The sequence below is a fragment of the Flavobacterium sp. CAN_S2 genome (genome assembly GCF_015752255.1).
In the GTDB taxonomy this organism is placed as follows: domain Bacteria; phylum Bacteroidota; class Bacteroidia; order Flavobacteriales; family Flavobacteriaceae; genus Flavobacterium.
This window is the reverse complement of record NZ_JADOVA010000001.1, coordinates 597446-612577: the sequence shown is the minus strand read 5'-3', so window position 1 is coordinate 612577 and position 15132 is coordinate 597446. Positions and strand designations below refer to the sequence as shown.

The window sequence follows — 15132 nt, the reverse complement described above, 5'->3', positions numbered from 1 at the left end:
CCGACATAAACAATCGGAATATGGCAAAGAATTTAGTTATAGTGGAATCACCTGCAAAGGCAAAAACAATCGAAAAATTTTTAGGGAGTGATTTTCAGGTAGAGTCCAGTTATGGACATATTGCCGACTTACCATCCAAAGAAATTGGAGTAGATGTGGAAAATGGTTTCAAACCTAAATATGAAGTTTCTGCTGATAAAAAAGCGTTGGTTACTAAATTAAAAGGACTAGCTAAAAAAGCTGAAATGGTTTGGTTAGCAAGTGATGAGGATCGCGAGGGTGAGGCTATTTCTTGGCATTTAGCCGAAGAATTAAAATTAGACAAAACCAAAACAAAACGGATTGTTTTTCACGAAATTACTAAAACTGCGATTCTAAAAGCGATTGATAATCCACGTGAAATCGATTATAATTTAGTCAATGCACAACAAGCGCGACGTGTTTTGGACAGATTAGTTGGTTATGAATTGTCACCTGTACTTTGGAGAAAAATAAAAGGAGGACTTTCTGCCGGTCGTGTACAATCGGTATCTGTTCGTTTGATTGTGGAACGTGAAAGAGAAATTCAAAATTTCAAAGCTGTTGCGACATATTCTGTTGTCGCTGAATTTACTAATGAATCAGGGAAAACATTCAAAGCCAAACTGCCTAAAAATTTCAATACTAAAAAAGAAGCCGAAGATTTTTTAAATAAAAATATAGGTTCTACATATAAGGTAGCCGATTTAGAAACGAAACCTACCAAAAAATCACCAACGGGTCCATTTACCACTTCGACTTTGCAACAAGAAGCGGCGAGAAAACTGTATTTGCCTGTTGGAATTACGATGCAACTTGCGCAGCGTTTGTACGAAGCAGGACTTATTACATATATGAGAACGGATAGTGTGAATTTATCCAAAGATGCGATGGAAGCTGCTCAGGCTGAAATTATCAAATCCTACGGAAAAGAGTTCTCTAAACCGCGAACATTTGTCAATAAAAGTAAAGGAGCACAGGAAGCGCACGAGGCGATTCGTCCTACGGATATGTCACGTCATACGGTTGATATCGACAGAGATCAAGCGCGTTTGTATGATTTGATTTGGAAAAGAACATTGGCTTCGCAAATGAGTGATGCACAATTAGAACGTACTAACGTAAAAATTGAAGCAAACAATCACGGTGAAATATTCACGGCATCTGGAGAAGTGTTGCTTTTTGAAGGTTTTCTGAAAGTGTACTTGGAAGGTCATGATGACGATGAAGAAGAGCAAGAAGGAATGTTGCCTGCGATGAAAGTCAACGAAAAATTGCAAAATAATTATATTTCAGCAACCGAAAGGTATTCTAGGCCGCCTGCACGATATACTGAAGCTTCTTTGGTAAAAAAATTAGAGGAATTGGGAATTGGTCGTCCTTCTACTTATGCTCCAACGATTTCTACAATTATCAACAGAAATTATGTCGAGAAAGGAAATCTTGATGGGCAAGAACGTAATTATACGCAATTGACATTACAATCCGGAAAAGTAGGAGAGAAGTTACTGAAAGAAAATACCGGTTCTGATAAAGGAAAATTAGTTCCTACAGATATTGGAACGATTGTTACGGATTTCTTAGTTAAGAATTTCGGAAACATTTTAGATTATAATTTCACTGCAAAAGTGGAACAGGATTTTGATGAAATTGCTGAAGGAAATATCGTTTGGACAAAAATGATGCAGGAGTTCTACGATAAATTTCACCCAACGGTGAAAGATGTAGAAGCCAATGCAGAAAGAGAAAGCGGAGAAAGAATTTTGGGAACAGATCCTAAAACAGGAAAACCGGTTTCGGTTCGTTTAGGGAAATTTGGACCAATGGCTCAAATAGGAGCTGCAGATGATGAGGATAAAAAATTCGCCAGTTTGATGAACGATCAAAACATTGGAAACATCACTCTGGAAGAGACGTTGAATTTATTTTTGTTGCCAAAAAACTTGGGTGAATATAAAGGAGAAGAAGTTGAAGTGAGTAATGGCCGTTATGGTCCTTATATTCGTCATGGCGCTGCTTTTGTTTCCTTGCCAAAAGGTGAAAATCCATTAGATGTAGATTTTGAAAGAGCACAGGAATTAATTGATGAAAAAGCACTAGCCGATGCTCCAATTGCAGTCTACAAAGGCGAAGGCGTGCAAAAAGGAACAGGTCGTTTTGGTCCTTTTATCAAATGGGACGGGTTATTTATCAATGTAAGTAAGAAATATAATTTTGATAATTTGTCTCAAGCAGATATTGAAGCGTTGATCGAAGATAAATTACAAAAGAATATTGATAAGGTTTTACATAATTGGGAGGACGAAGGGATTCTAGTCGAAAAAGCCCGTTGGGGACGCTCGGTTATTACCAAAGGGAAAATCAAAATTGAATTGGGTAAAGATGTTGATGCTACAAAATTGACATTGGAAGAAGTTCAGGAAATGATAGCCAAGAAAACGCCAGCTAAAAAAGTAGCTGCTAAAAAAGCTCCGGCAAAGAAAGCAGTTGCAAAGAAAACAGCAGTTAAGAAACCCGTAGCAAAAAAGTAAAAAATGGAATTTGATTTTCTTAAACCAATAGATGCTGAAATCCTGGAATATATAAACGGATTGACTTCACAGCAACTTGGCAGCAAAATAGTTTTACATACTGAGGAGCAATTTCCAGATTTGAATAAGATTAAAATTGCTGTAATAGGCGTTTTAGAACATCGCGGAGATAACAAAGCGGTTTCAGATGTAGATTTGGTGCCTCTTAGGAAAGAATTATATGGTTTGTTTCCTGGAAACTGGGATGCTTCAATTGCTGATTTAGGCGATATTGTAGCAGGAAATTCGGTTGCGGACACCTATTTTGCAGTAAAAAAAGTGGTGGCAAGTTTGATTAAGAAAAAAATCACGCCAATAGTAATAGGAGGTTCTCAAGATGTAACGTACGCACTTTATAGAGCATATGATGATTTAGAGCAAATGGTCAACTTGGTTTCCATTGATGATAAATTTGATTTCGGAAAAGAAAATGAATCCGTTTCGGCATCTTCTTATTTGACAAAAATAATTATCGATGAACCCAATAATCTTTTTAACTATTGCAATATTGGATATCAGACTTATTTTAATTCACAGGAGGAAATAGATTTGATAGAAAAACTATTTTTTGATGCCTATAGATTAGGAGAAGTTTCTAATAACATTGCTATTTCAGAACCAGTTTTTAGAGATGCTGATTTGGTAAGTATTGATATGAATTCGATAAAATCATCTGATTCAGGTAATTTTATTTCATTTCAGCCCAATGGTTTTAATGGAAAAGAGATTTGTTCTTTGTCTCGATATGCAGGAATAAGTGATAAAGTATCTTCGTTTGGGATATTCAACCATACTAATTCGGCACAAGAATCAGTATTGATTGCACAGATAATTTGGTATTTTATCGAAGGGTTTCATTATCGTTCGAATGAGTACCCTTTTGGGAGCAAAGAGAATTATTTAAAATACATTGTTCCATTGGAAGAAGAGGAATTAATTTTTTATAAAAGCGATAAAACGGATCGCTGGTGGATAGAAATTCCATTTATTTCAAATGTTAATAATAAATTAAAAAGAAACACGTTATTACCATGTTCTTATGATGAATATTTGATGGCTTGCAATCAGGAATTACCTGAAAGATGGTGGAAAGCTCAAAGAAAAAACATCGTTTAGAACCATTTTTTACTTATTTATGATTTTTTTATAAAAAACAGTTTGTTTACTGTAAAAAAATTGTTTTTCTAAAAAATAATAAATAGGTTTACACACTTAAAAATAATGATTAGATAACTAAATTTATATGAAGAAGTTCATAGCTTTTACGGCAATTTTGACCCTTTTAATTGGCTGTGGAAAATCAAGCGATAAAGGAGAACTGGTTGGTGTTAATGGAGGAAAATGGCATCCTGAGAAGCCTTATGGAATGGCATTAATTCCAGGAGGCGCCTTTATTATGGGTAAATCAGATGCTGATTTAGCTAATGTTGAAGATGCTCCTACAAAAACAGTTACTGTTCGTTCATTCTATATGGATGAAACGGAAATTACCAATAGTGAGTACCGTCAGTTTGTTGAATGGGTAAAAGACTCTACAATGAGAGTTCGTTTAGCTATTCTTGCAGATGAAAGTGGTCAAACAGCCAGCACAACCGGAGGTAAAGGTAAAAATGCAGGAAGTATTGCTGATTATGCATTTAATGATGCAGATCCAGAGAAAATGACAGCATATGATAAGTACATGTACGACAACTATTATAGTGTAGGTACTGCTGATGATCCTTATGCAGGAAGAAAATTGAATAAAAAGGTTAAATTAATCAAAGATACTAAGTTGTATCCTGATGAATATTACGCTGAAGTGATGGATTCAATGTATTTACCTATTGAAGAATCGTACAACGGCTTAAGAACTATCGATGTCAATAAGTTGAAATTCCGTTACTCATGGATGGATATTCAAGCTGCTGCTAAAGCAAAAGTTGGAAGAAGAAAAGATTTCATAAAAACAGAAGAAGTTAATGTTTATCCGGATACTACAGTTTGGATTAAGGATTTTGCTTATTCTTATAATGAGCCAATGCATAATGACTATTTTTGGCACAAAGCTTATGGAGATTATCCTGTGGTGGGAGTGAAATGGACACAAGCTAAAGCTTTTTGTGCATGGAGAACCTTAAATAAAAATACCTACGTAAAATCAAAAAAGAAAGGACAAGATTTGATAAACTCTTTCCGATTACCAACAGAGGCCGAATGGGAATATTCTGCAAGAGGTGGTCTTGAGTCTGCAACATATCCTTGGGGTGGACCATATACTAAAAATGACAGAGGTTGTTTCTTAGCTAATTTTAAGCCAAATAGGGGAGATTATGCAGCTGATGAAGCGTTATATACTGTTGAGGCAAAATCATATGAGCCTAATGGTTATAACCTTTACAATATGGCTGGGAATGTTTCTGAGTGGACGGATTCTTCGTATGATCCAAATGCTTATGAATATGTTTCCTCAATGAATCCAAATGTTCTAGATGCCTCAAATAAACGTAAAGTACTTCGTGGTGGTTCATGGAAAGATGTTGCTTATTTCCTACAAGTAAGTACAAGAGACTATGAATATGCTGATTCAGCCAGAAGCTACATAGGTTTTAGAACTGTTCAGGATTATATGGGAGTTCAAACCACCGGGAACGGTAAAAAGAAATAAAAAAACCAAATCTATTTAAATTTTAAAAATCACTATTATGGCATTATTAAGCAAAAAAGCAATGAATTTCGCGTACGGTATGGGAGCGGCGGTTGTAATCATTGGAGCATTATTCAAAATCACCCATATTGAATTTGGATTCTTAACAGGGAATTTAATGCTAACAATTGGTCTTGTTGTTGAAGCAGCCATTTTTGCGCTTTCAGCATTCGAACCGGTTGATAATGACTTGGATTGGACTTTGGTTTATCCGGAATTAGCTAACGGACAAGCTAAGCCAGCGACTAAAAAAGTGGAAACTCCGTCTGATGCACAAGGATTGTTGTCTCAAAAATTAGATGTAATGTTAAAAGATGCTAAAATTGATGGTGAATTAATGGCAAGTTTAGGAAACAGCATCAAAAATTTCGAATCTGCGGCTAAAGGAATTGCTCCTACTGTTGATTCTATTGCATCAACAAAAAAATACAGTGAAGAACTAAGTTTAGCTGCAGCACAAATGGAATCGTTGAACAGTTTGTATAAAATACAATTACAAAGTGCTTCCAGAAATGCTCAAATAAATGAGGAAGTTGCTGAAAATAACTTAAAATTAAAAGACCAAATGCAATCATTGACTTCTAATCTATCGTCTTTAAACAACGTATATGGTGGAATGCTTTCTGCAATGAACAATAAAGGATAATTAGTTTCGAACTATAAAAAAATAATAAACTAATTATTAGAAAATATGGCAGGAGGAAAACTAACCCCTAGACAGAAGATGATAAACCTAATGTACTTGGTTTTTATCGCAATGTTAGCACTAAATATGTCCAAAGAAGTATTGTCAGCTTTTGGATTAATGAATGAAAAATTTGAAGGTTCAAACACTTCTGCTGAGCAGTCAAACGCTCAAATGTTAGCGGGTTTAGATGCTAAAGCTGCAGAAGCAGGTGGTGAATTTGCGATAGCGGCGGCAACAGCTCACAAAGTAGAAGTTATTACAAAAAACTTTTACGATTATATTGCAACAATAAAATCTCAAGTTTTAGTAGGTACAGAAGTAGATCCTGAAACTGGAAAATTGCCTTACGAGGCAATGGACAAAGGAGATAATATCGATAATTTATGGTTTAGCCCTGCGGGTTATTCGGCTAAAGGGAAAGAAGTTGTAGCTACGATTGAAAAGTATAAAGCAGATATGAAATTAGCTTTAGGTGATAATAAAAAGTTAGCACCGATTTTATCTGAAGTTCAAACTAAGTTTAGTCTAGCAGACGTTAAGAATAAAGACGGTATAGCTATACCTTATTTAGATTATCATTTTAAAGGTTTTCCTGCTGTTGCTTCTTTAGCAAAATTATCTGCTTGGCAGAATGATGTTAAAAAAGCAGAATCAGATGTTTATAGTACTGCATTAGGTAAGGCGGCTGTTGCAGCTGCTTCATACAGTAACTATCAGGCTATTGTAGTATTAGATAAAAATGCTTATTTTCAAGGAGAGCAAGTTACAGGAAAAGTTGTTTTGGGTCGTTATGACGAGAATACAAAGCCAACTAATGTTACTGGTGCAAGATTGGATCCAGCAACAGGACAAGCGAAGATTGCTTTAACAGCCGGAGGTGTAGGAGAACAAAATATTGCAGGTCAATTTACTTTTGTTGAAGACGGAAAAACTATTCCTTTGAAATTCTCTGGAAAATATGTTGTTGTACCAAGACCTAACTCTGCTACAATTTCTGCAGATAAGATGAATGTAGTTTATAGAGGTGTATCTAATCCTATGACAATATCATTTGCTGGTATTCCTGATAATGCTGTTAATGCTTCAGCTCCAGGTTTATCAAAGGTAGGTAATGGTAAATACGTTATGAATCCTGGTGGAGGTAATGAAGTAGTTGTTAGCGTTTCAGGTAAGATGTCTGACGGAAAAGTTGCTAATGATAAAAAAGTATTTAGAATCAAAGGTATTCCTGGTCCAACCGGTACAGTCAGAGGAGAAATGGGAGTTGTTAAAGGTCCTAAATCGAATTTAGAAATTGCTACAATTGGAGCTAAATTAGTAGATTTTGATTTTGAAGTAGGTTTGAATGTTGTTGGTTTTAATTTAAAAGTTACTGGTCAGCCTACTGTAGTTGTTTCAGGAAATAGATTAAATGCACAATGTAAAGCGGTACTTTCAAAAGCAGGAAGAGGAGATCAGGTAACAATCTCTGAAATTAAAACAAAACTTGAAGGTGCAGGAAGCTATTTATTGCCTAGAACTGCTCCAGTAATTTTTGAAATACAATAATAAGTAGTTTTTAGTAATCTACTTCAATTCTTATTAGGATAACATGATGAATGTAAGAAATTTTTTAATCGCTATTATCTCTATTACGGGAAGTTTTGCCTCATTTGCGCAATCTAATTTGCTTAATGCAAAAACTCCGGACCAAATAGGACTTAAAACTGCCGCACAACTGGACTCGGATAATGATAAACCATTAGCTTATGGTTATGTCCACGATAGAGATGTCTTGATGGGAAAGACTACTTGGGAGATTATCGATTTAAGCGAGAAAATTAATTTTGCTTTGTATTTTCCAATTGACACTGCAAATGTTGGTTCTGATAGAAGGTCTTTATATGATGTTTTGACGAAAGCAATGAAAAAAGGTGAAATCACTGAAGTATATACTGATAGTTATTTTAACACCAAAAAATCATTACAAGATATCCAAGGTTCATTAACTCGTATCGATACAACTGATGCCGGAAGAGAACAAATTAATGCTGGAAATCAAATATCTGATGAGTACATTTTAAGACAAGATTTATCTGCTCAAGATGTTTCTCAATATAAAATTAAAGGATATTGGTATTTTGATAAGCGTCAAAGCGAATTAAAATATCGTTTGCTGGGTATTTGTCCTGTAACTCCGGATGTATACACAATGAACAGTGATGAAAAGGATTATATTGAGTTATTTTGGGTGTTTTTTCCTGCGGCCAGAGAAGTGTTACATGATGCTAAAGCATTTAACGATAAGAATTCAGCGATGCCTGTTTCATTTGATCAGATATTAAATTCAAGACGTTTTAACAGTGTTATTTACAAAGAAGAAAATGTATATGGCGATAGAACTATTGACGAATACATGAAAGATAATGCTCAGAATCAATTGTTAGAATCAGAAAGAGTGAAAGATAAAATTCGTAATTTCGAATCTGATATGTGGAATTATTAATTTCAGTTTTATAAAATATTAATTAACTCTTACTGTAATGGTAAGAGTTTTTTGTTTTAATGTGCTTTCTTTGTATTTAGTTTTAAATGAATTTCTGGATGATTGATTATTTAATTATTGGTTCTGGTTTGGCAGGTATTTCATTTGCGGAGGTTGCTTTGCGCAATGATAAATCTATAATGGTTTTGGATAATAATTCTCAAAATTCTTCAAAAATTGCGGGTGGATTGTACAATCCGGTAATACTGAAACGCTTTAGCGAAGTATGGAAAGCGCAGGAGCAATTGAATTTAATGAACGAATTTTATAGGATTTTAGAAAATAAACTGCAATGTAAAGTTGATTTCAAAAGACCCATTTTAAGAAAATTTTTCTCTGTTGAAGAACAGAATAATTGGTTTGCAGCTTCGGATAAAATAGCGTTGACCCCTTTTTTATCTACTGAATTAATCTCTAAAAAATATGTGGGAATTGATTCGCCTCACGGATATGGAGAAGTTTTACAAACGGGTTATGTGGACACGGCTTTATTGTTGAATAAATACAAACTATATCTAAATGATAATAATCTGTTTCAAGAGCAGTCATTTGATTATGATGCTTTAAAGATTGTTTCGGATGGTATTCAATATAAAAATATTAAAGCTAAACATATTATTTTTGCTGAAGGTTTTGGAATGCATGCAAATCCTTATTTTAAACATTTGCCTTTAGATGGTACCAAAGGAGAGCTTTTAATAATTAAAGCTCCACAATTAGACCTTGATGTAATTGTGAATACCACTGTGTTTATTTTGCCGCTTGGGGATGATTTGTTCAAAGTAGGAGCAACCTATAATTGGAAAGATAAAACGGATTTACCTACGGAAGAAGGAAAAACAGAATTAATGGAGAGAATCAAGGAAATAATTACGTGTGATTTTGAAATTATTGACCATTTTGCAGGCGTTCGTCCAACGGTAAAAGATAGAAGACCGTTAGTGGGGACACATCAAAATCATAAATCAATTCATATCTTGAATGGTTTAGGAACGAGAGGAGTGATGTTAGGGCCGGCAGTGGCAAAAGCTTTATTTGAAAATATAGAACTTAAAATTCCTTTGGACAAGGAAATTAATATTGATAGATTTTTGCTAAAAGGAAAGAATTGATCTTATTTTAGTTTTGTTGCTGGATCATACGAAACAAACATATTGATGTATATATTTCTGGACCAACGAAGAACAAAAGGAAAGGATACAATCAAGGACGCGATAATAACTATAAAGGCGACTTTTAGATTCGAATCAAAAAATACAAATGAGATTATAAAAGCTGCAATTCCAATAGCAACATTTAATCCATAGCTCACATACATTGCACCGTAAAAAAAAGAAGGTTCAATTTGATATCTTAGTCCGCAATGACTGCAATTTTCATGCATTTTTAATATTTTATTGAAATGCAGTGGATTTTTGTCCAAATACATACTCTCATTCTGACATTTAGGACAAGTTCCTGTTAAAATGCTATATAATTTGGATCCTTTTTTTAACATTTGCAAAAAATTTAATTTTTCCTTTTTTGGAGTTACAAATTTACGCATTCGAAAAGGAATAAAATCACAATACATGCTTAATATACACAATTTATCCGTTTCATTTGGTGGTTCTTATTTATTTGAAGAAGTTACCTTTCGATTGGGTGCTGGAGACCGTGTTGGTCTTGTTGGGAAGAATGGAGCGGGGAAATCTACGATGCTTAAAATGTTGGCAAAAGATTTTGCTCCTGACTCAGGTGTTATTTCTCAAGAGAAGGATCTTCGAATGGGATTCTTGCGCCAAGATATCGATTTTGAGCAAGGAAGAACCGTTCTTGAAGAAGCCTACGAAGCTTTCACGGAGATAAAAATTGTTGAAAAAAAGCTCGAAGAGATCAATCATCTTTTAGTCACTCGTACCGATTATGAAAGTGACGAATACAGCCAAATTATTGAAGATTTATCCGATTATACACATCGTTTTGAACTTTTAGGAGGTTATAATTATGTGGGCGACACTGAGAAAATTCTTCTTGGTTTAGGTTTTAAAAGAGATGTTTTTGACAATCAAACGGAGACCTTTTCCGGCGGATGGAGAATGCGTATTGAATTAGCCAAATTATTATTGCAAGCCAATGATGTATTATTGCTGGATGAACCTACGAATCACTTGGATATCGAAAGTATCATTTGGTTAGAAAGTTTCCTTCGTAATTATCCGGGAGTTGTTGTGATTGTTTCGCACGATAAAATGTTTTTAGATAATGTGACCAACAGAACTATTGAAATTTCTCTTGGTAAGGCTTATGATTTCAACAAACCATATTCTCAATATTTAGAATTACGTCATGAAATTCGCGAAAAGCAATTGGCTACACAAAAAAACCAAGCCAAAAAAATTGAAGAAACAGAGAAATTAATCGAAAAATTCCGTGCCAAAGCTTCCAAAGCTTCGATGGCGCAATCGTTAATAAAAAAATTAGATAAAGTCGAACGCATAGAAGTAGATGAGGATGACAATTCAGTGATGAATATTACTTTTCCAGTTTCAAAAGAACCGGGAAGAGTCGTAATTGAAGCTGAAAATGTGACTAAAAGTTACGGTGATAAAACTATTTTGAAAGATATCAACCTTTTGGTAGAACGTGGAAGTAAAATTGCATTCGTTGGACAAAACGGGCAAGGAAAATCGACTTTCATTAAAGCTATTGTTGACGAATTTGAATATAAAGGAAACATCAAGTTAGGACATAATGTGCAGCTAGGATATTTTGCACAAAATCAGGCAGAATATCTGGATGGCGAAATTACGTTGTTGCAAACTATGGAAGACGCAGCTGCAGATACAAACCGAATGAAAGTGCGCGATATGCTGGGTTCTTTCTTGTTTCGTGGTGATGATGTAGAGAAAAAGGTTAAAGTCCTTTCTGGAGGCGAAAGAAACCGTTTAGCGCTGTGTAAATTATTATTGCAACCCATTAATGTTTTGTTGATGGATGAACCTACGAATCACTTAGACATTAAATCTAAGAATGTTTTGAAAGCCGCACTGCAAAAATTTGGCGGTACTTTGCTTTTAGTTTCTCACGATAGAGATTTCCTGCAAGGAATGTCAAATTTGGTTTACGAGTTTAAAGACCAAAAAATAAAGGAATATTTAGGAGATATCAACTATTTTCTTGAACAGCGTAATATGGAAAATATGCGTGAAGTGGAGAAAAAGGATGCCGAAAAAGCTGCAGCACCAAAAGAAAGTAATAAAGCTTCATATGAAGATCAGAAAAAAGGGAAAGCGCTTCAAAACAAATTAAGTAAAGTGGAAAGTCAAATCAAGCAATTGGAAAGAGACATTCAACAAGATGATAAAATGTTAGCTTCTAATTATGACAAGCATATTGAAGATGCTAAGTTTTTCATGGCCTACAACAAGAAAAAAGCAGAGTTAGACAAACTGCTGCTGGACTGGGAAGTAGTTCAGGAAGAAATAGATAATTTATAAAAAAAAAAGAGTTCCACAACGGAACTCTTTTTTTATGCAATAATCCCAATGGATTTGGAGTGCGCAATGGCTTCGCTACTATGTTTGAAGTAACAAATTGAAACGTTCAAGGTTTCTAAATTTTTCATTACGTTGATTGTTTTTTGCTTTTTAGTGGCGCCGGTCTGTCGGATGTAAACTGCTTTTACAGTAACTGGAAATATTTTACAGATGGCTTCATATAAATACGGATCATGTTGCGAATCATCGCCAAGAAGCACGTATTCTAAATTGGGATAAAATTCTAAAATGTGTTTTATTTTATCAAACTTATGGTTGTGATCTCCTCTTCCTGTCAAGAAAAAATCCGCTAGACTTGTTTTAATGTCCTTCAATAGCAAAACTGCTTTTGGTAGCTGATGAATTTCAGTGAATTTTGTGATGAAACGGTACAAATTCCACTCGCTGCTCGAAACATAGAAAAAAGCATTAAACTCTTCCTTTTTCTCTCTTCCAGCTGTGCTTAAAGCTTGATAATGGGTTACAACATCTTCATATATTTTTCTCTTATTTACATTTTTGAATAATAAGACATATAATTTTTTCAAAGGATTTAGCGTATGCGATACTAAAAATGTATCATCAATATCGGATATAATCCCTAAATTTCCTTTGTGCGGTCTAATATAACTGTCTTTTGTGGTGATAGTTCCGTTTTTGTAAACGATGCTTACTTCATAATCGATCCAACCGTAATTTGTGTCTTGGTCTAATGGAACGCAAAATTTAAAATAGCCATCAACTAATGTTTTGGTATGGATTTTGGAATTGTTGTGTTTCAAATAGACATCGGCATTTGCCTGCGTTTTTATTTGGAACATTTTAATAACAGAAGTTGCATTTTTTAGATTCTTTTTTTGAAAATTATACTCTTCCATTGATGTTGGCTTGAAGACGTGACCCATGACGATTAATTCCTGTTCATTTGCGTATCCTCGGTATAATTTTAAAATTGGTTTCATATATTGTATTACTTTTGATAAAAGTTCAATTTAGAGGTTTTTAATCAATAAAAGAAGAAAAAGTTTGAAAAATAATATTATCCTTATCGTTAATCCTATTTCCGGAGACGTCGATAAATCAGAGCTTATTGATGCTGCGACAGCTTTTGCCGAGAAAGAAAATTTGAATCTCGTGATTTACAACACTTCTGGAATTTCAGATAGTGATAATATAAAAGTGCTTTATAGTACTTATGCTCCGGAGAGAATTATTGTTGCCGGTGGCGATGGAACTATAAAAATGGTTGCAGAAGCGATGGAAGAACATGATGTTATTATTGGGATTTTACCAGCCGGTTCTGCTAATGGTTTAGCTGTAGATTTGAATTTGCCTTCAACAATTGAAGAAAACTTAGAGATTGCTTTTCACAATGATTTCATGGAAATAGATATGATTTCTATTAATGGAAAGAAAAGTATTCACTTGAGTGATTTGGGTGTAAATGCTGAAATGATCAAGAACTACGAAAATAGCAGTATTCGTGGTAAATGGGGATATGCGTTGCAAACCGTTTCGACTTTGATTGACTTAGAAGATCCGTTTATCGCTACCATTACAGGTGATTTTCCGACGATTGAATGCGAAGCAAGAATGATTGTTATTGCTAATTCCCAAAAATACGGAACTGGAGTTTCTATAAATCCAAACGGGGTGATGGATGACGGAAAGTTTGAATTGGTAATCCTAAAAAATATGGATTTAGTGGTTTTGGGAAAAATCATCACTGGAAATATGCCGATTGATGTCAATGATGTTGAAATTATTTCTACAGATCAAGCCTTTGTGACTACCAATATTCCGGTTAGTTTTCAAATTGATGGAGAATATTGCGGTAAAGAAACAAAATTGAATATTGAAATTCTGCCAAAACAATTGAAAGTTGCAGTACCTAATCCAATTAATGAAATTATTTAAAAGGATTTCGTTCTTGCCAAGTAGTTTCGGGTTCTAAATATTTGAATATTTTTGGCATATATGGATTTACCATTTCATTACTATGCGCGATGATTCCATACATTTTTATTGGTTTTGCACCAACAGAACTTTTGATCTCTAATGCTGTTCTCGCGAAGATAATTTCTTTGAAACCTTTATTGATGGAGTAGGCAATCATATCGTATAACATGTTCAAGTACAGCATTTTTTCACGCTGAATACTCTCGTCATACCCCAGGAAATAGGTGTCCATTACTTCACCATTTTTAATTAAAGTGTTGAAACCTATCAGTTTTTCATCGATAAAATAGCCGTAAAAAAGGAATTTGTCTTTAAAGATTTCTTTGAAAACTCTAAAATGATTTTTTGGCAGAAAAAAAGTATTGAAAGGTGCGTTTTTGGCAACATGAAAATACAAATCATAAATCGTATCCTCTAAAGCGATTATATCTTCCAGATGTAGCTTTCTCTTCTCAATACCAGCCGCTTTTTTTCGAGCTCTTTTGTATTGATCTCTGTATTTTTTTGATAGAGAATCAATGTAATCCTGCTCCGTTTTCCAATTTTCATTAATCGAAAAAACCATGTTGGGTTGTGTCGAAAACTGATAATCATTTTTGAATTCCGGAACAGCAAAGTATCTAATTTCCTCTTCGCTAAAATCTTTATAAGTCGTAATGTGAATCTTGATACCCTTAGATTTAAATGTCTTTTTTAATTCGGTTGCGGCAGCATGTAACGTTTGTATTGCTTTCTTTTTATCAATCGTGTCGGATAGAGCAAAGCAGTTTTGACCCGTCAGCATATTATTGCCAATAACAAGCACATGAGAACCAAAGTTTCTGAAAACAATATTTCGTACAGCAGTTTTGATACATTTATCCCGTTCTCCAAAAGATTCCAATGTATTCAAATCTAAAAATTGAGAAATTGCAATGCCAACTAAAGTCGTATTGTCAAAGATTCCAATGAAGTGACAAATCATGTTGTCAGGAGAGGATTTTTCTAAAACATGCAGGTATTTCTTAGATAAAAAAATAGTTGAAATAGCTAATTCATCCCAGTTTTCAGGAAGTTCAGTAGTTGAATTATAAATTTTGAAAGAGTAAGCTGGATTCAAATTGTGTGGAAATATTTTTTTCAAAATTAGTTAATAAAGTTAAAGTATTATTGATTGTCATGAAATAAAC

12 protein-coding genes are annotated in these 15132 nt (G+C 34.2%); 9 read left to right on the top strand and 3 right to left on the bottom strand.

Translation table 11 applies throughout. The features are described from left to right. Positions 1 to 20: 20 nt before the first annotated feature. From topA to IWX80_RS02730, 7 genes are all read left to right on the top strand, one after another. On the top strand, positions 21 to 2549 hold the full coding sequence (topA, locus tag IWX80_RS02760; RefSeq protein WP_196852068.1) for a type I DNA topoisomerase: 2529 nt from the start codon (positions 21 to 23) through the stop codon (positions 2547 to 2549). A gap of 3 nt (positions 2550 to 2552) precedes the next feature. Beyond that, entirely contained in the window at positions 2553 to 3704 is a 1152-nt protein-coding gene (locus tag IWX80_RS02755) for a formimidoylglutamase (RefSeq protein ID WP_196852067.1), read from the top strand. Between the two features lie 127 nt (positions 3705 to 3831). Beyond that, positions 3832 to 5235, top strand: coding sequence for a type IX secretion system lipoprotein PorK/GldK (gene gldK / locus IWX80_RS02750; RefSeq protein WP_196852066.1), 1404 nt, complete (start codon positions 3832 to 3834; stop codon positions 5233 to 5235). Between the two features lie 37 nt (positions 5236 to 5272). Then, positions 5273 to 5920, top strand: coding sequence for a type IX secretion system motor protein PorL/GldL (gene gldL / locus IWX80_RS02745; protein WP_113634871.1), 648 nt, complete (start codon positions 5273 to 5275; stop codon positions 5918 to 5920). 45 nt (positions 5921 to 5965) lie between these two features. Then, positions 5966 to 7510, top strand: coding sequence for a type IX secretion system motor protein PorM/GldM (gene gldM, locus IWX80_RS02740; protein ID WP_196852065.1), 1545 nt, complete (start codon positions 5966 to 5968; stop codon positions 7508 to 7510). Between the two features lie 46 nt (positions 7511 to 7556). After that, positions 7557 to 8447: a type IX secretion system ring protein PorN/GldN gene (gene gldN, locus IWX80_RS02735; protein WP_196852931.1), complete on the top strand. Its 891-nt coding sequence runs from the start codon at positions 7557 to 7559 to the stop codon at positions 8445 to 8447. Between the two features lie 98 nt (positions 8448 to 8545). Then, entirely contained in the window at positions 8546 to 9598 is a 1053-nt protein-coding gene (locus tag IWX80_RS02730) for an NAD(P)/FAD-dependent oxidoreductase (protein ID WP_196852064.1), read from the top strand. A 2-nt stretch (positions 9599 to 9600) separates the two neighbouring features. Here IWX80_RS02730 and IWX80_RS02725 read toward each other — a convergent pair whose 3' ends face one another. Then, a complete protein-coding gene (locus IWX80_RS02725) occupies positions 9601 to 9984 on the bottom strand; it encodes a DUF983 domain-containing protein (RefSeq protein ID WP_196852063.1) in 384 nt (127 codons plus the stop codon). A 73-nt stretch (positions 9985 to 10057) separates the two neighbouring features. Here IWX80_RS02725 and IWX80_RS02720 point away from each other — a divergent pair, with 73 nt between their 5' ends. Next, positions 10058 to 11965, top strand: coding sequence for an ABC transporter ATP-binding protein (locus IWX80_RS02720; RefSeq protein WP_196852062.1), 1908 nt, complete (start codon positions 10058 to 10060; stop codon positions 11963 to 11965). A gap of 32 nt (positions 11966 to 11997) precedes the next feature. Here the strand turns inward: IWX80_RS02720 and IWX80_RS02715 are convergent, their stop codons facing one another. Beyond that, positions 11998 to 12966 carry an App1 family protein gene (locus IWX80_RS02715; RefSeq protein WP_196852061.1) on the bottom strand — a complete coding sequence of 323 codons (969 nt, stop codon included), beginning with the start codon at positions 12964 to 12966 and terminating at the stop codon, positions 11998 to 12000. 64 nt (positions 12967 to 13030) lie between these two features. On the opposite strand from IWX80_RS02715, the gene IWX80_RS02710 reads away from it, so the two are divergent. Further along, positions 13031 to 13921, top strand: coding sequence for a diacylglycerol/lipid kinase family protein (locus tag IWX80_RS02710; protein WP_196852060.1), 891 nt, complete (start codon positions 13031 to 13033; stop codon positions 13919 to 13921). On the opposite strand, the gene IWX80_RS02705 is transcribed toward IWX80_RS02710, so the two are convergent. After that, the gene (locus IWX80_RS02705) at positions 13914 to 15062 is read right to left on the bottom strand and encodes a GNAT family N-acetyltransferase (RefSeq protein WP_196852930.1); all 1149 of its coding nucleotides are present in this window, start codon (positions 15060 to 15062) and stop codon (positions 13914 to 13916) included. The genes IWX80_RS02710 and IWX80_RS02705 overlap by 8 nt on opposite strands. Positions 15063 to 15132: the final 70 nt, after the last annotated feature.

Coding starts and splice junctions, on each gene's coding strand:
- topA (WP_196852068.1), top strand. CDS start 21: ATGGCAAAGAATTTAGTTATAGTGGAATCACCTGCAAAGGCAAAAACA.
- IWX80_RS02755 (WP_196852067.1), top strand. CDS start 2,553: ATGGAATTTGATTTTCTTAAACCAATAGATGCTGAAATCCTGGAATAT.
- gldK (WP_196852066.1), top strand. CDS start 3,832: ATGAAGAAGTTCATAGCTTTTACGGCAATTTTGACCCTTTTAATTGGC.
- gldL (WP_113634871.1), top strand. CDS start 5,273: ATGGCATTATTAAGCAAAAAAGCAATGAATTTCGCGTACGGTATGGGA.
- gldM (WP_196852065.1), top strand. CDS start 5,966: ATGGCAGGAGGAAAACTAACCCCTAGACAGAAGATGATAAACCTAATG.
- gldN (WP_196852931.1), top strand. CDS start 7,557: ATGAATGTAAGAAATTTTTTAATCGCTATTATCTCTATTACGGGAAGT.
- IWX80_RS02730 (WP_196852064.1), top strand. CDS start 8,546: ATGATTGATTATTTAATTATTGGTTCTGGTTTGGCAGGTATTTCATTT.
- IWX80_RS02725 (WP_196852063.1), bottom strand. CDS start 9,984: ATGTTAAAAAAAGGATCCAAATTATATAGCATTTTAACAGGAACTTGT.
- IWX80_RS02720 (WP_196852062.1), top strand. CDS start 10,058: ATGCTTAATATACACAATTTATCCGTTTCATTTGGTGGTTCTTATTTA.
- IWX80_RS02715 (WP_196852061.1), bottom strand. CDS start 12,966: ATGAAACCAATTTTAAAATTATACCGAGGATACGCAAATGAACAGGAA.